The organism is Treponema pallidum subsp. pallidum str. Nichols, assembly GCF_000410535.2.
Lineage (GTDB): Bacteria > Spirochaetota > Spirochaetia > Treponematales > Treponemataceae > Treponema > Treponema pallidum.
The window spans coordinates 282,501-304,949 of record NC_021490.2 but is presented as its reverse complement, the minus strand read 5'-3'; the positions used below and the strand labels follow the sequence as shown (position 1 = coordinate 304,949).

Sequence of the window (22,449 nt, the reverse complement as noted above, 5' to 3'; positions counted from 1 at the left end):
AACAAGTGCACACCCAAAAAACAACACGGCAACTTCACTTACTCGCAGATCCATGCGCGTCTCCTTGCTTTATCGCGTACACCTCCATAGTGTCTCCTAATTGGAACCATTTGCTCAATGCCATCAGCATCTTCCATTTCAACCCACCAGATTTTAAATGCTTGTGAGGATAAAATCGCTCGGGATGATGACCAGTCACCACTATTTTCTTTACCGTAAAACCGTAGCGCAAGAGCTGCTTTTTTACCGTGCGCGCATCCCATATTGTAAAATGATCGCAAGGACTCTGCGCAAAAAAAAGATGCGGAAAACGCATACCAGTGACACCTGCAAAATTAGGGGTAGAAAAGGCAAGAATACCTCCAGGCACTAAAAGATCTGCCACCTTCCTGAGTACCGCCTCCAGGTCCTGAAAATGCTCTATCACAAACCACAGGGTAACGGCGGAGAACGTACACTCTCGAATGTAAACAGATACTTGTTGGGGACGATTCGTGGCAAAGCTGTGCCGAATCACAAAGTCAAAACACTCAGGAAGTAATGGAAACGTTGCAACACAAGCAGGAATGCAGAGTGTGTCTCGCACATGACGCACCGCAAATTCACAGACATCAACCCCAACAGCATTCCACCCCGCAGCCTTTGCCGCAGACAAGAAAGCGCCATATGCACAGCCAACATCTAAAACCTTTTTATCAACTGCAAACGAATTACCTTCATCTGCACAAAAAACTTCTGCATATAAGCGTTCGATCTCCTCCATCCTGCGCGCACCATGCATTCGAATTTGGTCAAAGTCCTCAAGGTAAGTCTTGCCATACTGTGCCTTGTATTCTTCAAAAAAATATGACTCGGAGTATCGAACTGGATCTGAAATTACAAAGGAGAGAAAAATCATATCGCATTCATTACAGCGCTGAAAGGTTTTATGTAATGCACGACCGACAACATCCACCGCTACCATTTCTCCACAAAAAGGACAGCAGTGTTTTTTCCCCCGCGCAACGCGCATGATTTCATCTGCCAGATCACGACACTGCGAATGTCGCGTCACAACATCGGGTATAATAATTCCCTGCTGCATCTGAGACCACAACTCATGCGCAGCAGGATCAGCAGATCGAATAACAGAAAAACCCACTGCACTCGAGAGTAAAAAATGATAGGGCGTTGGTGAAACAAGCAACACCGCCGCCCCTGCAGCTGCAGCCTCAAATGCGGTAAAACCAAAATGGGTAACTACCACGTCCCAGCGGTGGAGATGCTCTTTCAAATGAGGCAAAGAAGGGTATATGTGCACCTTACCGTCCGTCCGTTCAGACGCTTCACCAGGAACTACCACTGAGGTGTCAAAACCTAATGCAGCTATCCGCTCAGCACACGAACGCGCGCGGCCGTGTGTATCTTCTGCCCCATACACCACCAATACGGTGGTGACGCCAGGTATAGGAAAAAATCTGCCGTTTGCCACAGGCAGATCCTGCTCCTTTCTCGTCTCTGGAAGTGGGATAAACGCACTATCACGTACATTCGTAAGAGCGGCCAGCGACCTTCGACCCGGACTTTGCAAGACGGGAAATACATCTATCAAGTAATCCGCATTCAGACGTCCAGATCCCCCCTCATCCAGAGCAAGCACTGGTGCAGTACGCTGAAGTAATTCAATCTCGCACGTAGAAGTACGGAAGTTGTCGACCACTATCAGTGATGCATCCGCAGGAACCGTGTCCACTATCAGTTCCTCAGGAAAGGGAGTAGACAGTTTGCACAGCAAACTACGATCGGGCACATACAAGCAACAGCGCACACGTCCTTGCAGTCGCAAGACTAAATACGCCGCCCGATATAAATGCCCCGCTCCCTGTCCTATTTTCACTGAGGGTACAAATACCACCACCTGCCGCGCGTACGCATACGCATCTAAAATAACATCGGAAGAGAGCGGAAACGGACACTGCAACGTGCACACGTACTCCATCATATGCTGCGCTCGCTGAAAGTCTTCCTGCGTGTCCACCGTTACTCGCACATCAGGGTGATACCATGCGGCAGCGGCAGGTTCACGCACACACACGAAAATACCCGGGCGGCGATGTAAGGCAGGTCCTACATGCTCACGGTCGTACGCCTCCAAAGGAAGACGATCTGCTAAAAGCAACGAGCGCGCCTTTAATATTTCCACTCCGCTGCCGTAGGGAAGACCAGTGAAGGTAAAATAATCTGGCTCGTCCAGTTCCGCATAACGCAGGAGCGCTGCAGCAGCTGCTTCGTGAAACAAAAAAGGGTTATCTCCGGTAACCCGCACGACGGTTCGAATTGGGAACGAATGCTCAAAAGCCTTAACTGCGATACAAAAGCGGTGGAGCACATCTTCTGCCGATCCTGAAATACAGTAGAACCCATGCGCGCGCGCAACGGGTTCAAAATCTTTTTTAGAATGTTCATCACACGCAAGAATATACGTTTCTGCAGGGATGACCCGCGTTGCCTGCAACACGTAATGTATCAGCGGCTCCCCCATAAGGGGCAACAGCGCCTTTCCTGGTAACCGCGTAGAATCAACGCGTGCTTGCACAATAACTGCAACACCGGAACGATCCTGCTCCATTAACGTGGTTCCCACTCACTTACTAAACGCGCGGCAGTTTTTTTAAAACGGTATCTATTCACCGCCACCCATTTCTGAGCGTCCCGAAAGAGACGGTACGCCTCTATTAGATGCAGACCAGAATTTCTAAAAAATGAAAAAAACTGCGTGCCCGAAATAAAGGCCCTATCCTTCTCTAGGAGTGGCGCAAGGTTTTTCAGATAAAAGATGCGGTACGAACCATCTGCACTTGCATCCTCTTGCGGGGGAAGAGCCTCATAAAACAGTCTTATTTGCGTATTAACCTCTATGCACTCCCCCCACAAATAAGAACGCAATCCAAAATCAAGATTTTGCCAATATGCATTCGCGATGGTAAAATCAAAACCTCCGCATTGGATAAACCGGTCCCGATGGTATATTCCAACAAAATCATACGGGTATATCGTAGGCGTATGGTTAGTCGTACATTCCGTAGGCTGTGTAAAGAAGTCACTTTTTCGCAAGGCAGGGACAATTTGCGTTGGGAGTACAGTACTGTGGGAAGAACACAATTGCGGCGCAATACACATGTGCGTATTCGTGCGCAAGATATCCTGTATGTGCTGGCTCATACCCTGCGGATCTATGCGCATGTCGCTCCACAGAACTAAAACATACATGACATCAAGTTCTGCAACACCTAAATTGATCATTTCTCCAACCGAAATACACTCAAGCGGTGTGATAAACTTAACGAAGGGGAAACGCTCAGCAAGACCGGTAACATCTGGAGCTGCTGCACTCCGCTCCACCGATACAATGGGCGCGATGCCAAGGGTAGTCAGTTGCGCAAAAAACTCTGCCCGATTCCACCGCACTCCCCGATTGAGTACTACTGCACCTAAAAAAGCAGACGCCACCGGACAGAGTTGACCACCCACCACCGTGTGTGCAACATTTTTCTCGTTAAAAATTATAGGTATAGTACTCATCACACTGCCCACATAATCCTTCATGTACTGCACGAACGTGCTGAAGATACACATCCTGTCCCCGCCGCCAAATCTGTGCAAGATCCTGCTGGAAAGCATTGCCCAGCGCGTGGCGACAGTGCACATCTTCTTTGCACAGCGGAACTCGACCATCAGTGAAAATAATCATATCTCGTTTTAGATGCCAACACGGATACCTCTCCAAAGGAGATAGATCTGCAACCCGCCGATCGGGAAGCAATCCGCACACATGATCATACTTTTGAACAATCACCTGCCCCACACGCTCCTTCCACGTGCGGTAAAAGGGCTCGAGCTCTTTTTCGTTTTCATTCATACGGAAAATCTGTGGCCACAGCACGCCCGGACATTGCGCATGTACCTGCATTGCAAATTCCGTCGCTTCTTTTAGAAAAAATTCCGCTTCTGACAGCGACACACGGTGTACCTGACTGTACATGCCTGAACTCACCGCATCTAAAAACACAATCCAGCCAATGGCAAAAGGAGTGCGCGCACTGTTGCGCGCACATTCGCACAAATCACGCACTACAGACTCCTGCCACCCCAACCCACTTGTCTCAATGAGCACCGACAAACCCGGATACTTGAGAATCTCACGTACGACGTCACACAGTGCAGGATACAACACCGGATCCCCAAATACCGAAAGCGAAATGACCGCACGTTCTGAAAAGTCTGCAATGCGCCGGATCAACGCACACGCTTCCTCTTTTGGCATCAGTGAAGCATTCTCCACCTGCGCAGGAAAAGATACTGGCCGATACAACGAAGAAAGCGGATACGCACGCGTCAACTCAAGCGCATAGTACGCAGGAACTGTGCGCAACGCATGCTCACGTGCGCTGATAAGCTGTGCGTAATTTTCTGCAGTGATATCGGTAAATGCAGCACACTGCAAGAACTGCGCCTTAGAACTCGTATAAAATTCCAGACGCAGATGCCGCACATCAACCGGCGCAATCATAGTTTCTAGATCAAAAGAATTAATGTCTGTTTTAATGCTCTCAAAAATGAACGAAGTGTCAAAACAAATATGTGCATCCTGAGTCAAAGTAGCAAGGATGGGGAAAAGTCCTGGCGCAACAACTGCAGCAAATAACCCCTCCGGGTAGCCATCTGCAAAACTATACTCTGCAAGATATTCGCGATGCTGCGCGTATAACTGGGCGCTCGCCACACTATCAATAAAGGGCGCGTCTGCGCGCAGAACAAAGACAGCCTCAGGTTCTTCACCCAATTGCGCGTATTCCGCACATACGCGTGCAACATGCGCGAAGAAGGCGCTCACTCGCATGTCATCCAGAACGTTCACGCGCAGCGACGGAAAAATAGGCGTAGCGCACTGCATAAAACGCGCAACCTTCGCGGCGCTCGCCGCATCCGCGTACACACACACCTGATGGCAACCAGGCAACGCGTAAGCAGCTGTAACAGCACGCTCGAAAGCGCAACGCCGCCCCACCCCGGCTGTACTCTCACAGCCCCTCACCTCCACGCACGGCACGAACCCCGGCACTGCTTTCATACACGACTGCTCACGCGTGCCACACAAGGGCACAAAGGCATAATCGCTCAGATCAAAGGCACAGACCACAGCAACCGTTCCCACCGCCCCTTTATCGGCACGCATGCAGGAGAACCTTGCTCAAAACTTTTCTGAACTTTAAAAGCACAGCCCCGAAGATCACTCAACCGAGTGAGAAAAAGAATCATCACATACTCAGCTCATGCAATTCACGCCTGCGTAAACTTCTCTTGCAAAAGGCGGGCAACTACACGGGGGACAAAAGTAGACACATCACCACCGAAAGAAGCAACCTCGCGTACCATGCTGGAACGAAGCGCAGCATAGCAGGGCTTTGCCGCCAAAAAAACTGTTTCTAAACCAGCGTCGAGCGCACGATGAACCCATGCAAGATCAAACTCCTGACAGAAATCAGTAGCATTTCTCACACCGCGAACCAGCACACGCGCACCAACATCTCGAGCGTACGTAACCACAAGCGAACGCCAAGGAAAGACGTACACACCCGGACGATCCCCAAGGACTTGCCGCATCAAATCAACGCGCTCACATTCTGAAAGCAAATACCTTTTCTGAACATTGACCGCAACCAACACGTGGACCTCTGCAAAAAGACTACGCGCGCGCAGAACAAGATCTAAATGCCCAAAGGTAGGCGGATCAAAAGAACCGGCGAAAATCGCCTTCACGCACGGCAACCCCTCACGTTGTTCAGGAACATGCGGCGAACTACACAAAAAACAGGCAGCACTATTTATATTCGCACCCACTCCGTCAACTCCTCGCGGAAAATCGGTGTTCACGCGAGCTCTCTACGCTTCCTAGCTACACAACGTGCGCACCGCACGGCGCGAACGCTTCTCCTCCTACTGTGCTCTTCCCCCACCCACTGAGATCGCAATAGCACGCGACTTCCCGAGCGCCGCCCATCCATTGAGCGGAAAGCGCTCATACAGCTGCATGTAGGCAGCTGTAGCAGCAGCCGCGCGCCCTAACGCCTCTTCCATGCGACCAACGTTAAAGAGAGCACGGGGAACGAGTGGAAAATCCTGCACGCGTGCACTCCTCTGATACAGCTCACGCGCCTCCTCGAAGCGACCACGCTCATCCGCGCAAGACGCTGCATTAAAATAATACACGCCGGCCACGTAGCTCCTACGAGCACCATACGCTGCACGGACATAGGCCTGCTGTGCCTTCTCCCACTCCTTACGCGCAAAGAAAATGTCCGCGACACAGGCCTGTGCGTACGCATATGCAAAGCCGTCCCGCCACGGCGAACTGGCGCACGACTCAAGGCGCGCCAAAAGCGCATCCTCCTTCGCACGTATGGAAGACCCTCCCCGCCCCTCCACTTCATGACCAGAAGCGCTCACTGTATTATCCGGTTTACGCAATACGTCCCACTCACGCGCTATGCGCGTTACCTCTGCTGAAGCACGCGCGCGTAAACGCGTCATAACCAGCAAACACCCTGCACTTAGCCCTAGCCCCCCGAGGATAGCGACGAGCACACCCACAAGCAACCGCCGGTGCAGTTCCAAGAACCGATCAACCCGCACTATCCCACGCCGCTGCTCATGCATGGATCCCTCCTCCCCTCACAGAATCACTCAACTCGAGAACCCTCACCGACAGGCGCGAGCAGCGAAGCCCCACACCTGCCCAAGGGAAAGAACAGCACACCGGAACTACCGCAAGATACACACGGAGGCTCGGGCACCTACCTCACACGCAAAAGACCTTGCGGAGAAGCACCCACAACAACCGAGGAGGAGCCACCAAAACCGCAGTCAACCCACTGCGCCCGAAAGAACCGCGTATCACACGCGCAACACACCGACCCACTCACTTTCCAGACGTTTGCCTCATCAAATCACCGAGCGTAAACGAGCCTTCGTCCTCCCCCCGCGGGGCGGACATATACCGAGAAAGCTCGTCACGCTGTACCTTTCTTTGATAGTCTCTAACAGAAAAAGCAACCTTCCTGTCCTTCACGTTCATATCTACGATCACTGCCTTGACCCGGTCCCCCACTGCGTATTTCCTTAGCGCTTCACCCGGATCCCCATCCCGATTCTCAACCAGATGCTGCTTGCGAACAAGCCCCTCAACGCCACCGGGAACACGCACGAAAATCCCAAAATCCGTCACGGAAGATACTTCCCCCTCCACGGTAGACCCTACCCCATAGGCGTTCGCAAACACCTGCCACGGATTGTCGCTCAACTGCTTAACACCAAGCCGAATACGGCGCGCTTGCGGATCACACTCGATAACCATACACTCGATTTCTTTACCTACCTCAAGCTCATGGTCTGCAGGACGCGTCCGCTTAACCCAGGACAGATCATCGACGTGCAAAAAGCCGTCTATTCCCTCTTCCATTTCAATGAAAGCACCTGCGTTCGTAACCTTTACGATACGGCGCGTAAAGCGCGCACCCACAGGATAACGAGCCTCTATTTCCTCCCAAGGATTCGCCGTTACCTGCTTAAGCCCCAGAGACACCCGTCCCGCCTGGATATCATACCCGAGGATCATACACTCCACTTCATCCCCAATTTTAACCATGTCACTGGGTTTACTCGTTTTCTTTACCCAGCTGAACTCACTAATATGCGCAAGCCCCTCGATACCCTCAGCAAGTTCAATGAACGCACCGAAATCAGCGATTTTCGTTACACGCCCCTTGACCACATCATTCACGCCGAACTTGTTTTCAAACTCAAGCCACGGATCCGGCTGAAAATGCTTCAGGGACAAATTGATACGCTTCTCCGCCTGATCCAGGCGGATAACCTTCAACTCAATGGTTTGTCCTTTCTTCACAAACTCGCGCGGCCGCGCCACGTGCCCCCAGCTCATGTCATTCACATGCAGGAGGCCATCGAAACCGCCCAAGTCAATGAAAGCACCAAAACTCGTAAAGCTCTTAACCACTCCGGATACGGAATCTTCAATATGAACCGAATTGAAGAACTCCTCGCGCGCCTGCCGCGCACGCTCCTCCAAATACCGGCGTCGATTAATGACAATGTTGTCGTTGCCGCGATGCTGTTTGCTTTGGGATATACGCTCGATATAGAACTTAGACGTAAGCCCAATGAGACTCTCAGGCGCGTCGACTTTCTGACAGTCCGACTGGCTGATAGGTAAAAAGGCCATCATCCCCGCACCCAAGTCCACTTCAAAACCACTCTTCTTTTCCGTTAGACGGACGATCCTCCCCTCAACCGGAGTCCCGTCTCGCTCCGCATCACGTAACTTAACTTTCAAACCCAAGCGATCGGCCTTCGTCTTGGAAAGCTCAGGGCCATAAGGCGTCACGCGCTCCACATACACCCGAACGCCATCCCCTGCCTTCGGCGGCGCCTCAAACTCTTCCACTGGAACGCGCCCTTCAGATTTTCCCCCGATGTCTACAAACACCGTCCCCGCATTAACCTGAACCACCGTCCCCATCCTAACAGAACCAGGTTCCGGAGCCTCAAACGAATACCGCTCCTGCAGCTGCCGCGGCACCAATGGTGTACCCTTCCCCTCCTGATTTTCCACTGAACGCTCTCCTCCCCACAAAGCTCTGCGGTGCGCCTCGCGCGCGATTCTTTCACAAACCTCCTCAATGGTCAAGCAAGAAGTATCCACGTACAGCGCATCAGGCGCACACCTGAGCCCCCCCACGGTGCGCGCCCTGTCGTGTGCGTCACGCGCGCGCATGCGCTGCTCGAGTTCCTGCTTCGATAACCGGCTCGTTCCCTGCGCCCAACGACGCGCCACACGCGCCTCAATAGAAGCGTCAAGGTAGCACTTCAAGTCCGCATCCACAAACACAACCGTCGTTAGATCACGCCCTTCACAAACTACCCGCGCACCACAAACGGCCGACCGGATCTTCCCCGTCATAATTGCCCGAATAGCCGGCATTGCCGCGAAGTACGAGACTGCCGACTCCACCTCATCCGAACGCAGCAGTGACTCCACGTTCTCTTCGCCCACGTACATCACACCCGCACGATAAGAAAGCGCAACTGTGCGCGCAAACGAAACCCAATACGCTTCATCAAAAAGTGCAACCTTCTTCTGGGCCGTCAGAGGAGCATATGATGTGTCCAGATTTGTTGCGTGTGGAACAGCCGCGCACCCGACCGCCGCATCAGGGTCCGGAGAAGGAGAGCACGCTTGCACGGCCAACTCCGATACCCTACGCAATGCGGCGAGGGTAAATGCACGGTAGAAAGAACCCGTGTTCAAACATTGCGCGCCAAGGCGAGACGCGAGCAGACGACAGACGCTGCTCTTCCCAGAGCCTGCAGGTCCATCAAGAGCGATGATCACGGTCCCCATCGGCCGGCACTGTAGCACAGTCCTTGCACGCACCGCAACGCAACGGGTGCGAGGATGAACGAAACTTCTCTCTCTCTCCCCCCCCCCATGCACAGGGGTGAAAAACGAAGAAGGGAAGTACAGGGCAGAAAACGGAAGTCACGCTATATCCTGCTCCTCCCAGAGCGGGTCTGGGGCGCGCCTGCACCTCCCCCAGTGCCCTCCTCCGTCTAGTCGCATGGAAAGGAAACTGTCCAACGCAGATTCTTGACACAGACGGGCACGCATTCCATCATCCGCCCATGAGTGTTCTGAGACTGTTTGCGCTCCTCGTCTGTTGTCTGATCACCAGCGCAGCTCCCTTCCCCACATGGACTGCCGCTTATTTGCCACAGTCTTCCGAGGAAGACGAGCGCATGCAGACGGTGCAGGATGTCTACGAATTCCTCCGCAAATACTACGTCGACGAGGTAGACCCCCACATCCTCTACAAGGGGGCACTAGAAGGCATGATTAACTCTCTTCAGGACCCTTACACAACCTTCGTCGAAAGCGACAGCATCAGCGGCGTTAATCTCCAAGACACTACCAAGGGTTTCTTTGGCGGCATCGGCGTTGTCATTTCTAAGTCCAGAACATCCACTCCGGGCAAACCCGCCTACGTGGAAGTGACCGCCGCCATTGAAGACACTCCTTCCTGGAAAGGAGGAATCAGACCGAGGGACCTCATCGTCAAAATCGGCACCATGAGCACTGACACCATGACTATGGACGAGGTTTTAAAGAAACTACGGGGGCCGATAGGCACCAAGGTGACTCTTGTTGTCAAACGGGGTACAAAGATTTTCCGACCATTCACCCTCACCCGTGCGAAAATTGAAATTCCCACTGTTAAGTACGCAAAAATCGATCCAAACATCGCGTACGTGCGCCTCATAGAGTTCAACCCAGTCACCGCTACCCGCATGGTAGAAACCGTTACCGAACTGCGTAGGCAAGGTTGCGACCGTCTCATTCTCGACCTGCGCAACAATCCAGGCGGCCTTATCACCGCCGCAGTGGACGTTACCAGCTCATTCATTCCCTCCGGAACCGTTGTAACCACTAAGTCACGCGTGCAGGGACACTCCATAACGTTCAGCGTTAACGCACGTGCGCAGAAGCTACCTCCGTCTATGCCTGTGATTGTTCTCATCAACAGGGATTCTGCGTCCGCTTCAGAAATCGTTTCAGGTGCGCTAAAAGACCACAAGCGCGCATATCTGGTCGGCCAAACCACATACGGAAAGGGAGTCGTGCAGCAAGTCTTTGACCTCAATGAACGGGAGAGTTTGAAAATGACTATCTCACGCTACTACACCCCAAGCGACGCAAATATCGATAAGAGCGGCATTCCGCCGGACCTCGAGGTACGAGAAACAGAGTTTACTCCCGAGGAAGAAGAGGCACTTGTCAGTCTATTTAAGTCTGAAAAAGTGAAACTCTTTGCAGAGCAGAACCGTACCATGAACTCCGAACGCATAAAACAGTATGCACGTGGCCTGGCACGCGAATTTAAACTCCGATCAATACTGGTGGAAAAGCTCATCGCACAGGAGTATCACCGGCACAATGCGTCTTTTGTATATGACTTAGAATATGATGAACAGCTGCGAAAGGCGGTGGAGTTGATACGCACACAGGATATTCACGCGCTGGTGGCGCGTACTAAAACGGTCAAAGAATTGCAAGAGGGAATACAGGAAAAAAAGAAGGTATCTTGAACGTCCAGTTCGCTACGCGTGCGCCCTTGTTATACCCCTTGCAAAGACTTGGTGAGTGTGGCCCTTATCAGGTCGGTCCCGCTGCCCAGGCTATGGGAGCCAGACTGTGCGTGCTCGGCGCCGCACTACTTTCAGATATGTATAGGGTTTACGGTGAGAGAAGTTCCTTACGGTGGTGTTGTCGCACAGCGTCCGGCGCGCTCAGCGCGTGGATATTATGAAACAATTGCTGATAACCGCAGAACCGGATTCCGGCGGGTATGTGCAGCTTTCAGGCAAGGATTTTCATTACATGGTGCGTGTTCGACGCGCACGCGTGGGGGATACATTCACCCTGCGTACGCAGGCCGGTGCGCAGTACAGCGCAGTAGTATCCGCTCTCGACATACATACGCGTTCACTAATCCTCCACTGCACGCCCATGCCCCCAGTGGATGAGAAAACGCAGGTAACGCTTGTGTTGCTTCAGTGGATGCCCCGTGCGCGCGTCTTTGACGCGATCGTTCGGCATGCGACAGAACTTGGAACTGCGCGCATCATACCGATTCGAGGAGAACGTTCGCTCATCCGCGATGAAAAAGACACCCAGCATGCACGCTTGCAGCGCATCGTGCGGGAAGCGCGTCAACAGTCTGGTTCTGCCGTGAACACCCGTGTGGACACGCTCCACAGCCTCCTTGGCGCACTGCATATGCTCGAGCAGGAATTTCCTTATCCTTCTGCAGTGCGTATCTATTGCAGTGAAAAACACGTGGGAGGTTCCTTTCACGAACTGCTTTGGACAGGACGTTCTACACACTGCACCGCGCACCGTACGCCCACAGAGCCAAATGCGCCGCACAACACGCCGGATGTGCGCGCGCAGGCGGTTATACTTGCAGTAGGCGCTGAAGGCGGTTTTTCTGATACAGAAGAGCGCACGCTTCATGACGCGCACTTTGCACCCCTGCACTTTCGCACGAATGTGCTGCGCGTAGAAACGGCCGCGCTCTATGCTCTTGCAGGCGCACATCTCCTTCTTAGTGAGGCAGCACTATGGAACAAACGCAGCTGGTAACGCGCATTGAGTTCCTTTCCGTACCCCTTGATGTGGTGCGTGAAGAGTATCTGTGCACCGTCATTCTCTCCCTGTTAGAAAAAAAAGAGCCGCAGCACATTATATTTCTTTCTCTCTGGGACGTGCTAAAGGCACGGCATAATCACGAGTTCCGCACCATGGTAGGCCGCGCAGCGTTGTGTCTGCCCACATCCTACAGTATTGTGCGCGGTGCACGCTTTTTGGGATTGCCGACACCTATCTTTCGGCACCCGTTTCAATTCATCATCACCTTGCTCAACGTTATGGACACGCACTACAAATCACTCTACTTGTTCGGCGGTCGGGGACAGAGTCTGCTCGAGGCGGAGCGTAACGTGCATTCTACCTTTCCCGGACTGAGCGTGGTAGGTCGATTTCACGGCTTTTATCGTAAGACGTTAGAAAACAACATTATCACGGCAATTGTAAAATCCAACGCATCGCTGGTAATTGTCGGCAATGGGGTACCAGGAGGCGTACGATGGATTGCGCGCAATCGCGCACACTTCGCCGGTGGCATTTTTGTGCAAGACAGCGAGGTTATCGACATTTTCTCAAAACGGCGCAAACGACCACGCGCAAAAGAACTGTTACACGGACGCAGTCCCTGGGGACAAACACTGCATCCATTGCGCTGGCACAGGAGCGTGCGATACGTATGGTATATCTTTCTCTTGCTTTTCTACCGTATATTCCGCACGAAGTGAGCGATGTTTAAACTCACCCGCCAGAGTGTGCTGCGCACCGCAGCACAAGGGCATGTGCATCTTTAAGGGAAAAAGGGAGCATACGATAATGGGACAACGTGAGGAGTTGGTTACGCGACCGAGTTGGGATGAGTATTTTATGGAAGTGTGTCATGCAATTGCCAAGCGTGCCACCTGCGATCGCGGACGCGCAGGCTGCGTCATAGCGCGCGATCACCATCTGCTTGTAACTGGGTATGCAGGCGCACCGCGAGGTCTCCTGCATTGTGACGAACATGGACACCAGCTACGCACGGTGCAGCATGAAGACGGGACGTGCACGCAGCATTGCGTTCGCACCGTGCACGCAGAGCAAAACGCCCTCTGCCAGGCAGCGCGTTTGGGCATCGGTCTAGAGGGCGCAACACTCTACTGTACCATGACACCGTGCCGCACCTGTGCAATGCTCATCATTAACTGCGGCATTGTGCGTGTCGTTGCTGAGAAGCGTTATCAGACTGCGACAGAAAGTATCATGCTGTTTGCACAAGCACAGATCGCGCTTGAGCACATATACCAAAATCCTGCTGAGTACGGCACCCCCTCATAGACTGCGGGGTTGTTATTTCTCTCGAACACAATGAACATTACGATTTCCACGGAGAGAAGAGCTCGCCGACGGTGTGCGCGCGGGATTGTGCACGCATCTGGCACATGAGCTGCTCCCAGGGAATAGGCGGTGCGCACGCCGCCTTGCGCCCCTCGTGTGCAGCAAGCCATGCACGACGAAAACAGAGCGTGCGCAGCACATCCTGCCACAGAAGCACAATGCCGCACGGTCCTGGAAATAAAAAAGCCATTGGTACACTCAGCGCGAGCACACCCATGCTGTACAAAACCATAAGGAAGGTAATACACGGGTGCTCAAAAAATACTCGTGCCGAGAGATATACGCATTGGCGAAAATGCGTTCTGTAGCGTGCACGCACCGGCACAAACCACAGGAGTGCACCGCACGCGAGCGCGTATGTCCAGGCACTGAGTATACCGCACGCGGTAAATACAGAATGCGTGCGTGCAAAGTAATATGTACACACGTATTTTCCAGTTCGAAACAACACACACTGTAGCAGTGCACACCACAGGCTCTGGAGCCACACCTCGCGCAGTGCGTGTGTGAAGACGCGTAGATTCGTATCTGCCAGAGTATCACATCCCCGTTCTCCGCGAACGACACAGAACGCGCACAGACATGCGTACAGCGTAGCCAGTACTAAGACAAACAACACGCTCCGACCAGGCCCTTGGTGCCATAACAGACTGTACCCTACCCCTGCAAGACACAACGCATTGAGCACTACAATACCGAAAAACGCTTCACCACAATCAATGCAATGTTTTTTTATAAGAAAAAGGATCACCTCCGCGTAAGGTAGCACAGTTCATCGTATCACTCTAGCTTTTGCACACCGTATCTCCTTACCAGGATTTACCCCATCGCATAGCTTCCCATTCAGACGCGCTTTCGAAGTCCTTTTATTTATTTAGAAAGTGGAGTACACTCCGGCACCATGGGTAAAACCTTGGTGTTCGTAAATCAAAAGGGAGGGGTGGGTAAGACAACCTCTGCCATTAACTTGGGTGCGTATTTAGCGCTTGCAGGAAAGAAAACCTTGCTCGTTGATTTTGATCCTCAAGGGAACATGTCCTCGGGTCTCGGCTTAGCTAGAGGGTTGACCGTGTATGATCTTCTTGCAGGTAAGGCACACATCAACAGCGTGCTGCGCACTACACCAGTGCATAACCTTTTTGCTATCCCCGCTTCCATCGATCTTTCTGGCGCGACGGTGGAACTAGTAGATGAACAAGACCGCGAGCTCTACCTTAAAAAGATATTGGCAGAAGTAAAAGACACGTACGACTTTATCCTGATTGATTGTCCGCCCTCGCTGGGTATCCTCACATTGAATGGACTTGCAGCGGCAAACGAGGTGTTCATCCCATTGCAGTGTGAGTATTTTGCACTTGAAGGCCTCACACTCTTACTGCAGACGGTAAAGCGTGTACAAAGTGGTCTGAATACCGCGCTTTCGATCGGAGGCATCTTCTTTACCATGTATGATACTAGAACTAAGCTGGCGCAAGAAGTGGTTAAGCAAGTGACAACCTATTTTGGGGACAAGGTGTTCAATACTATCATTCCTCGCAACGTAAAGTTATCCGAAGCCCCTTCGCACGGGTTACCCATTAGTTCTTACGATGCACAGTGCGCAGGGGCACGGAGTTATGAGAAGCTTGCACGGGAAATAGTGGCACGCGATGGGCAAAGATAAATTAGGCAAAGGCATTGACGCGCTGCTGCAAGAAAGCTCAGATCGATACGATGTTCGTGATTCAGGCGGTGTGCAGACTGTACACTATCTTGATCCCACGCTGCTGCAGGCGAATCCACATCAGGCGCGTCGCACCTTTGCGCAGGAATCTCTCGAGGAGCTTGCCGCGTCTATTCGTGAGCACGGGGTAATCCAGCCAGTCCTTGCGGAAAAAAACCAGGACGGAAGCTGGGTCATTATCGCGGGGGAGCGTAGAACACGCGCTGCCATCCTTGCGGGGTTGAATCGGATACCTGTTATCGTGCGCACCTGCGATCATGAAAAAAAGCTTGCCATCGCGCTCATTGAAAATGTTCAGCGAGAAAACCTGAATCCCCTGGAAGAGGCGCGCGCCTATCAACATATCATGGATCTGGGTAATTTAAGTCATGAAGAGCTCGCACAGCGGGTTGGAAAAAACCGCAGTACCATTACCAATGCGCTGCGTCTTTTAAAACTGCCTCCTGAAGTTCAGCAGTCGCTTTCGTCTCGAACGCTGAGCGCAGGGCATGCGCGCGCACTTCTGTCACTCACCGACATGCAGTTGTGTGTAAGCGTTGCTCAGTATGTAGTTACCCATGCGTTGTCTGTACGTGCCGCAGAGGAGTGCGTTGCATGTCTTAATCGTGGCGGAAGTTTGCACGATTACGCTGGAGCTCGCGCGCACACGGCGGCGTCTTCCCCTTCACCCGGCGGTTCTGCTACAGACATCACCCGCCTTCCTCCTTCTTCCCCATCGACGGATGCGCAATTAGATGCGCGCATACGTAACGCAGACATCGCAGACATTGAACAGCAATTGTTGGAACAACTGGGAACCAAGGTGCGCATCAGTGGGAATTTACAACGGGGGAGAATTGAGATCACGTATTTCTCCCAAGCAGAATTAGAAAGACTCTACGGGTTGCTCAAGGCGCACTAATTCTGCGCCATGGTGCGCACAATCTCCTGCGCATGTTCCAAAAGCTGCGGACGCGTGTTGCGCGACGGTTGCATGAGGACCATATCAAACAGTGCGTTCAGGATGTGCCCTATGGTGGGACCTGGGGGAATGCCCTGCGCTATCAAGTCGCGTCCGTTCACCGCAAGGTCGCGTATGCCGTGCACAGGCAATTGTGCGGCGACCCTGCGCACGCGTGTTACGAATATTTCAAACTGTTCCTGCATTTTTTTTCCTTCCCGCGCATTCTCGCAGGACACTCCAGGCTGAGCAGATATGCGGTAATCGTCATCAGCAAGATAGGCACGCCGCAGGACACACAGCGATTCTAGCTGAGTAGTACCTACCGTCACAACGAAACGACGGAGCGTTCCTTCAGACCAACATTCGTGTGGAGTAAAACGCGCGTGTGCAACCAAGTGACACACCTGAGCCGTCAGGTAATTCGGGTACTTCAGGCCACGCAAAAGCTCGCGCGCTTCAGCAAGTGCAGGAGGGCATATAAACAACGCTGCCCCCGTTCCTGAAGCAGGAAGCGTACGATAGTGAGCCAGCGGAAAGAGAAGTGCTGCAAGGCGGACCGCAAGCTCTGCAGGCACCCGATCGCACGCAGCAAACGCGCACGCAGCAAAGGTGCGAGCGTCACGTCGTTGCTGCGGTGAAACCTGCAGACTGTCCTGCGTCTCCTTCTCCTCCCCTTCGTTTCTCCCACACACCTGCGCCAGCGCAGGAAAAAGTGTGTGCAGCAATCCAGTCTCTTCCATTAGGCGGAGCGCAATACTCGGACGGGGAGTACAAAGCATCTTAGAAAGTTCATCACGCACCCGCTCACGAGAAATACGTGCAGTATGAGCGCGTAGCGCGATAATTGCTTCACGCGTGCGCGCTTCGATGGAAAAAGATAACTGCGCTGCAAAACGCACAGCACGCAAAGGACGCAACGCATCTTCAGAAAATCTAGCATGTGCATCCCCAACGCTACAGATAAGACCGTTACGCAAATCGGCGTAACCGCCACATACGTCGATGATTTCCCCCGAGGGGAGCGCGGCAGCGAAAGCATTGACAGTGAAGTCGCGCCTTGCCAAATCGTCCTCAATGCGCGCGGCAAAGCAAACAGAATCCGGATGTCTCCTATCGGAATAATCCGACTCAACACGGAACGTAGTGCACTCAATAGAATGCCCTCTGAAAAGAATTGTAACAGTGCCGTGTTCAATACCAGTAGGAACCGTGCGTCTAAAAAGCATACGCACACGCTCAGGGGGAGCGTCAGTTGCAAGATCCCAATCATGAGCACTGCGGTTCAGGAGAAAGTCACGCACAGCACCCCCGACAACATAAATGCAAAATCCTGCACGGATGAAACGCTCACTCACTTCACGCAGCAGCGGACAGACAGGAAACACGCGCACAGACCCTTCCTCACGCTCTACTGCATGCTCGTTTTTTTCTAACAACAATGAATCTCCACTGCGAATCAGAAACTCACAAGAGGATAGCACCCTCGTTATGAACTCTAATCCTTACGTGTGATCCTGCTGAGGCAGCGACGCCACCCCGTTCAATGATTGGGAGGCTCAAATAATTTTCTGTCAAAACACGTGCGACGGACTGTTCTACCACCGCACATAGTTCCCTCCCATTCCAATATTCCAAATACGCACGGTAGTTTTTCTCTGCCAGTTGCTGCATTGCAGCAACGCGTTCTCCTGCAATACGCTGAGGCACTTTTGCATCCATAGCAAACGCCTCTGTACCGGGGCGTGCAGAAAACGGAAATACATGAATACCTGCAAAACGCAAAGTTTTGCACATACGCTGGGTGTCTGCAAAATCTTCCTCTGTTTCCCCTGGAAAGCCGACGATTATGTCACAACCCAAAAAGGGTTCTTCACGCACACTCCGTAAATCGGAAACTGCCTGATAAATGTCCGCACGTGTGTAAGCGCGTCGCATGCGTCGTAACACGCGATCACTGCCCGACTGAACCGATAAATGAAAATGAGGCGACACGCGCGTGTGCGCAATAGCACGCAAAAAAGCAGATGTTACGCTTTCTGGGTACAAACTCGAAATTCTAATATGAATCGTATGCGTTTCCTGCACAATCAACTCTAATAAACCCGCAAAATCTATACTGCCACTTCTATACTGAGACAAGTTCACCCCTGTAAGTACAACCTCGCTCATACCACGAGCTTCAAGGGCCTGCACCCGCCCAATTACCTCGTGTGTTTCAAGTGATACAGCGCGACCGCGTGCAAAACGAATGCGACAAAAAGCGCATCCACTGTTACAACCGTCCTGCACCTTAATGCTTGCGCGTGAGTGGAACAAAAAACGAGGGGCATACAAAGCAAAACGGGGAACGGCTGTAGGTTCTGAAAACGAAGATACAGAAACGCGCGGCGCATGAGGCACACCGGTTAACTGAGGAAGGGCATTCCTTGTGGGCATATGCGTCTGCGATGGAAACTCAGACGTTAGTTCCAAAGAAATAATTTTTTTCTTCAAAGAAGCGAGCAGCGCACGCATACCGCATACATACTGATCTATCGGCGCAGGACCACGCTGCACAAGTAACGCACGGAGACACGAGGGCAGAAGGCTGAGGGCATCTTTTTGTTTTCCTGGAAAAGCAAGGACACGATCATCCATGGCTTCAAGAGAAGCAGGCTCAAGCTGCGCATAACATCCAGTGACAAGCGCTATTGCAGTAGGATATGTGCGCAACAGGAGACGAACGAGGCGCCGCGCCTTTTGCTCTGCCTTACTTGTGACCGTGCAGGTGTTGATCACACACAGAACCACTGGGGCAGTGGAGGTATTGCCACGGCATACCGCAAAGCCCTCCTGCAAGAAGAGCGCTGCCAGCGACTCAGACTCGACATGATTCAGACGACAGCCAAGCGTCTCGATGCGAACGGAAAACACGAAGAAAACCTACCTACGGAACACGTACCTCAGCACCCGCTCCCTGCCCCGGCGAGCATCAGCCAGATCTCTATTCAGCTGGAGCGCTCGGTCGTAGGCCTGTAACGCATAGCGATAGTCCCCCGCGCGCTCGCGTGCATAGCCCAAGCGGGCCCACCAGAAATCGTTAAGCGAATCTAACTGGAGCGCGACGGAAAAAGCGATATCTGCGTGCAAGAAGCGCGAAGTGCGCAGGTAAATCTCCCCCATAAGATAATACGCGGCGGTCTGCCGCGCTCCATTCGGGGCACACGCAATGTAGTCTTGAAACAACCTAAGCGCTTCTTCATTTCTCCCCAAGTGGCAGAAAGCCTCCGCCTGCGCCTCTATGAGGCGAGGATCATGGGCGGCAACGGCGCGCCCCTCGAGGGCCCACTGGGCAGCCTCATGGTACTTCCCAACCGCAACAAGCGCCCAGGCAAGCACGAGATAATGCTCAAGGTCCTTAGACCCCTGTGCGATAGCTTCCTCGCAGCATCTAATCGCCTCACGGTAACTACCCGCCCGGTAGAAAGCAAGACCAGACTGCTGCGAACAGAGCCCCCTACACACGAAACAGAACACAACGGGCAAAAGAAACCTAGCGACCAAGAGAGCTACCCGTCTGCAAGGGAAACCGATCAACCCGATTCGGGCATACTACACACGCCACTGAAAAAGCACCCACTCTCAAGCACAACTTCTGGCGCGGTAACATCCCCTATCAACCTCCCACATGGGAAGACGCGAACAACAGACATAGCCGTGACGTTCCCGATTACTTCTCCCTTAATGACAACACGATCTGCAACTATCTCAGCGCGAACACGCGCCTGCTCCTCAACCATAAGATCACCCGAGGACTCGATGCTCCCTTCAAAAACACCACGTACCATGAAGGGCTCTTCAAAGCGAACCGTCCCTGAAAACTCAACATCCTCAGCAAGGATAGTACCGTAATCCTCATCATCCAAATCTACCAGGTCAAACGAATGCGCCGAAGCCACCTGCGGACTTTAAGGTTTCGGATAATATTTTGTCAAGCGAGTGATGGGCAAAGGGGAGCCTGGCTACTACCTACTTTCCCGCGAAGGAGCAGTATCATCGGCGTAGGAGAGCTTGACTTCCGTGTTCGGGATGGGAACGGGTATGACCTCTCCACCATGGCAACCAGGCGAAATATTTTACGCAAAGGGGTAGGGTGAAGGAGAAGGATGAATAATATGGTCAAGCCTCACGACTTATTAGTACTGGTCGGCTTAATACCTTACGGTACGTAGACCTCCAGCCTATCGACCTTGTAGTGTGCAAGGAGTCTTCAGGAAGGTCAACCTTCAGGGATATGTAATCTTGAGGCGGGCTTCCCACTTAGATGCCTTCAGCGGTTATCCCTTCCGAACATAGCTACCCAGCACGTACCCTTGGCAGGATAACTGGTACACCAGAGGTTCGTCCACTTCGGTCCTCTCGTACTAAAAGCAGCTCCTCTCACATATCCAACGCCCATAGCAGATAGGGACCGAACTGTCTCGCGACGTTCTGAACCCAGCTCACGTACCGCTTTAATTGGCGAACAGCCAAACCCTTGGGACCTGCTTCAGCCCCAGGATGCGATGAGCCGACATCGAGGTGCCAAACTTTCCCGTCGATGTGAACTCTTGGGGAAAATCAGCCTGTTATCCCCGGAGTACCTTTTATCCGTTAAGTGACGGCGCTTCCACACGCTACCGCCAGATCACTAAGACCTACTTTCGTATCTGCTCGACCTGTCGGTCTCGCAGTTAAGCCTCCTTGTGCCTTTACACTCGCGCACCGATTTCCAACCGGTGTGAGGAGACCTTCGCGCACCTCCGTTACCTTTTAGGAGGCGACCGCCCCAGTCAAACCGCCCACCTACCACGGTCCCTTTGCCGGATCCACGGCCAAAGGTTAGAAACCTGACGTACCAAGGGTGGTATTTCACTGTTGACTCCGCCTAACCTGACGGCCAAGCTTCTCTGTCTCCCACCTATACTACACATGGTAAACCAAGTTCCAATAGTAAGCTACGGTGAAGGTTCACGGGGTCTTTCCGTCTAACTATGGGTAACCGGCTTCTTTACCGGTACATAAATTTCACCGAGTCTCGCGTCGAGACAGTGTCCAGAGTCGTTACACCATTCGTGCGGGTCGGAACTTACCCGACAAGGAATTTCGCTACCTTAGGACCGTTATAGTTACGGCCGCCGTTTACTGGGGCTTCAATTCAAAGCGTTGTGTTACCACGAACCTCTCCTCTTAACCTTCCAGCACCGGGCAGGTGTCACCACCTATACGTCTCATTACTGATTTGCAGATGGCTATGTTTTTGATAAACAGTCGCCTGGACCTGCTTTCTGCCACCCTCACCAAAGGCAAGGGTCACACTTCTCCCGAGGTTACGTGTGTATTTTGCCGAGTTCCTTGACGCGAGTTCTCTCGAGCGCCTTAGATTACTCATCCTACCTACCTGTGTCGGTTTGCGGTACGGTCTCTTGCAACCTAACCTTAGACAGTATTTCCCGTCGCCATGACTACACCTGCTTCCCTTCGCTCATCGCTCCAGTCGCACTCGCACCTTACCTCGAACGACGGATTTGCCTATCGCTCTTAAAACGGCTCGGATACTTAGACCAAAACTACCAATCTTTGGCCGGGCTTCACCTCACGCGTCCTGCCATCGAAATTGCAAGAGGTTCCGGAATATAAACCGGATTCCCATCGACTACGACCCTCGTCCTCGCCTTAGGGGCCGACTTACCCTGAGCAGATGACCTTCACCCAGGAAACCTTAGGTTTTCGGCGGGAAGGAATCTCACCCTCCTTTTCGTGTACTTATACCTGCATTCTCTCTTCCATCCCCTCCAGAACTCCTCCCGGATATTCCTTCATCAGTACATGGAATGCTCCCCTACCGCCTTGCACCAAAAATGCAAGACCCGTAGCTTCGGTATACCGCTTAGCCCCGATACATTATCTGCGCATGCGTACTCGACCAGTGAGCTATTACGCACTCTTTCAAGGAATGGCTGCTTCTAAGCCAACCTCCTGGCTGTCCAGGTACCCACACTTCATTTCACACTCAAGCGGTATTTCGGGACCTTAGCTGACGGTCTGGGCTGTTTCCCTCTCGACTACGAACCTTGTCGCACGCAGTCTCACTCCCACACGTTGACTGCCGGCATTCAGAGTTTGATTGGG

At 52.6% G+C, this 22,449-nt stretch carries 17 protein-coding genes and 2 rRNA genes (1 of these 19 cut by a window edge); 6 read left to right on the top strand and 13 right to left on the bottom strand.

Going from position 1 to position 22,449, the window contains the following annotated elements; genetic code table 11:
- Positions 1-34 precede the first annotated feature (34 nt).
- The 6 genes from TPANIC_RS01440 to rpsA all read right to left on the bottom strand — a co-directional run bounded on the left by TPANIC_RS01440 (position 35) and on the right by rpsA (position 9,550).
- Entirely contained in the window at positions 35-2,608 is a 2,574-nt protein-coding gene (locus TPANIC_RS01440; RefSeq protein WP_014342786.1) for a cytidylyltransferase domain-containing protein, read from the bottom strand.
- Positions 2,608-3,564 (bottom strand): hypothetical protein, encoded by a 957-nt coding sequence (locus TPANIC_RS01435; RefSeq protein WP_014342785.1) that lies wholly within the window; start codon positions 3,562-3,564, stop codon positions 2,608-2,610. Before TPANIC_RS01435 ends, TPANIC_RS01440 begins: the two co-directional genes overlap by 1 nt.
- On the bottom strand, positions 3,536-5,110 hold the full coding sequence (locus tag TPANIC_RS01430) for a spiro-SPASM protein (RefSeq protein WP_310794698.1): 1,575 nt from the start codon (positions 5,108-5,110) through the stop codon (positions 3,536-3,538). Before TPANIC_RS01430 ends, TPANIC_RS01435 begins: the two co-directional genes overlap by 29 nt.
- A gap of 209 nt (positions 5,111-5,319) precedes the next feature.
- Positions 5,320-5,799, bottom strand: coding sequence for a pantetheine-phosphate adenylyltransferase (gene coaD, locus TPANIC_RS01425; RefSeq protein WP_010881732.1), 480 nt, complete (start codon positions 5,797-5,799; stop codon positions 5,320-5,322).
- Between the two features lie 177 nt (positions 5,800-5,976).
- The gene (locus TPANIC_RS01420; protein ID WP_010881731.1) at positions 5,977-6,696 is read right to left on the bottom strand and encodes a tetratricopeptide repeat protein; all 720 of its coding nucleotides are present in this window, start codon (positions 6,694-6,696) and stop codon (positions 5,977-5,979) included.
- A 262-nt stretch (positions 6,697-6,958) separates the two neighbouring features.
- Positions 6,959-9,550 (bottom strand): 30S ribosomal protein S1, encoded by a 2,592-nt coding sequence (gene rpsA / locus TPANIC_RS01415; protein ID WP_010881728.1) that lies wholly within the window; start codon positions 9,548-9,550, stop codon positions 6,959-6,961.
- A gap of 188 nt (positions 9,551-9,738) precedes the next feature.
- Here rpsA and TPANIC_RS01410 point away from each other — a divergent pair, with 188 nt between their 5' ends.
- The 4 genes from TPANIC_RS01410 to TPANIC_RS01395 all read left to right on the top strand — a co-directional run bounded on the left by TPANIC_RS01410 (position 9,739) and on the right by TPANIC_RS01395 (position 13,573).
- Positions 9,739-11,199 carry a S41 family peptidase gene (locus TPANIC_RS01410; protein WP_014505444.1) on the top strand — a complete coding sequence of 487 codons (1,461 nt, stop codon included), beginning with the start codon at positions 9,739-9,741 and terminating at the stop codon, positions 11,197-11,199.
- A 217-nt stretch (positions 11,200-11,416) separates the two neighbouring features.
- The gene (locus TPANIC_RS01405) at positions 11,417-12,256 is read left to right on the top strand and encodes a 16S rRNA (uracil(1498)-N(3))-methyltransferase (RefSeq protein ID WP_014342352.1); all 840 of its coding nucleotides are present in this window, start codon (positions 11,417-11,419) and stop codon (positions 12,254-12,256) included.
- Positions 12,235-12,984 carry a WecB/TagA/CpsF family glycosyltransferase gene (locus TPANIC_RS01400; protein WP_010881724.1) on the top strand — a complete coding sequence of 250 codons (750 nt, stop codon included), beginning with the start codon at positions 12,235-12,237 and terminating at the stop codon, positions 12,982-12,984. The genes TPANIC_RS01405 and TPANIC_RS01400 overlap by 22 nt, the downstream gene beginning before the upstream one ends.
- Before the next feature lie 88 nt (positions 12,985-13,072).
- On the top strand, positions 13,073-13,573 hold the full coding sequence (locus tag TPANIC_RS01395) for a deoxycytidylate deaminase (RefSeq protein WP_010881723.1): 501 nt from the start codon (positions 13,073-13,075) through the stop codon (positions 13,571-13,573).
- A 37-nt stretch (positions 13,574-13,610) separates the two neighbouring features.
- Here the strand turns inward: TPANIC_RS01395 and TPANIC_RS01390 are convergent, their stop codons facing one another.
- On the bottom strand, positions 13,611-14,402 hold the full coding sequence (locus TPANIC_RS01390) for a hypothetical protein (protein WP_010881722.1): 792 nt from the start codon (positions 14,400-14,402) through the stop codon (positions 13,611-13,613).
- 132 nt (positions 14,403-14,534) lie between these two features.
- On the opposite strand from TPANIC_RS01390, the gene TPANIC_RS01385 reads away from it, so the two are divergent.
- Both TPANIC_RS01385 and TPANIC_RS01380 read left to right on the top strand, forming a co-directional pair.
- Positions 14,535-15,296 carry a ParA family protein gene (locus tag TPANIC_RS01385; protein WP_010881721.1) on the top strand — a complete coding sequence of 254 codons (762 nt, stop codon included), beginning with the start codon at positions 14,535-14,537 and terminating at the stop codon, positions 15,294-15,296.
- Complete coding sequence (locus TPANIC_RS01380; RefSeq protein WP_010881720.1) at positions 15,283-16,257, top strand: ParB/RepB/Spo0J family partition protein; 975 nt, start codon at positions 15,283-15,285, stop codon at positions 16,255-16,257. Before TPANIC_RS01385 ends, TPANIC_RS01380 begins: the two co-directional genes overlap by 14 nt.
- Here TPANIC_RS01380 and TPANIC_RS01375 read toward each other — a convergent pair.
- The 6 genes from TPANIC_RS01375 to TPANIC_RS01350 all read right to left on the bottom strand — a co-directional run.
- A complete protein-coding gene (locus tag TPANIC_RS01375) occupies positions 16,254-17,780 on the bottom strand; it encodes a CCA tRNA nucleotidyltransferase (protein WP_014342350.1) in 1,527 nt (508 codons plus the stop codon). The genes TPANIC_RS01380 and TPANIC_RS01375 overlap by 4 nt on opposite strands.
- Entirely contained in the window at positions 17,764-19,212 is a 1,449-nt protein-coding gene (mtaB, locus tag TPANIC_RS01370) for a tRNA (N(6)-L-threonylcarbamoyladenosine(37)-C(2))-methylthiotransferase MtaB (RefSeq protein WP_010881718.1), read from the bottom strand. Before mtaB ends, TPANIC_RS01375 begins: the two co-directional genes overlap by 17 nt.
- A gap of 9 nt (positions 19,213-19,221) precedes the next feature.
- Complete coding sequence (locus TPANIC_RS01365; protein ID WP_010881717.1) at positions 19,222-19,875, bottom strand: tetratricopeptide repeat protein; 654 nt, start codon at positions 19,873-19,875, stop codon at positions 19,222-19,224.
- Positions 19,872-20,237, bottom strand: coding sequence for a bactofilin family protein (locus tag TPANIC_RS01360; protein ID WP_010881716.1), 366 nt, complete (start codon positions 20,235-20,237; stop codon positions 19,872-19,874). The genes TPANIC_RS01365 and TPANIC_RS01360 overlap by 4 nt, the downstream gene beginning before the upstream one ends.
- A 57-nt stretch (positions 20,238-20,294) precedes the next feature.
- Positions 20,295-20,405: ribosomal RNA gene (gene rrf / locus TPANIC_RS01355) — 5S ribosomal RNA — on the bottom strand.
- A 48-nt stretch (positions 20,406-20,453) separates the two neighbouring features.
- Positions 20,454-22,449, bottom strand: a 23S ribosomal RNA gene (locus tag TPANIC_RS01350); it runs 957 nt beyond the window's last position.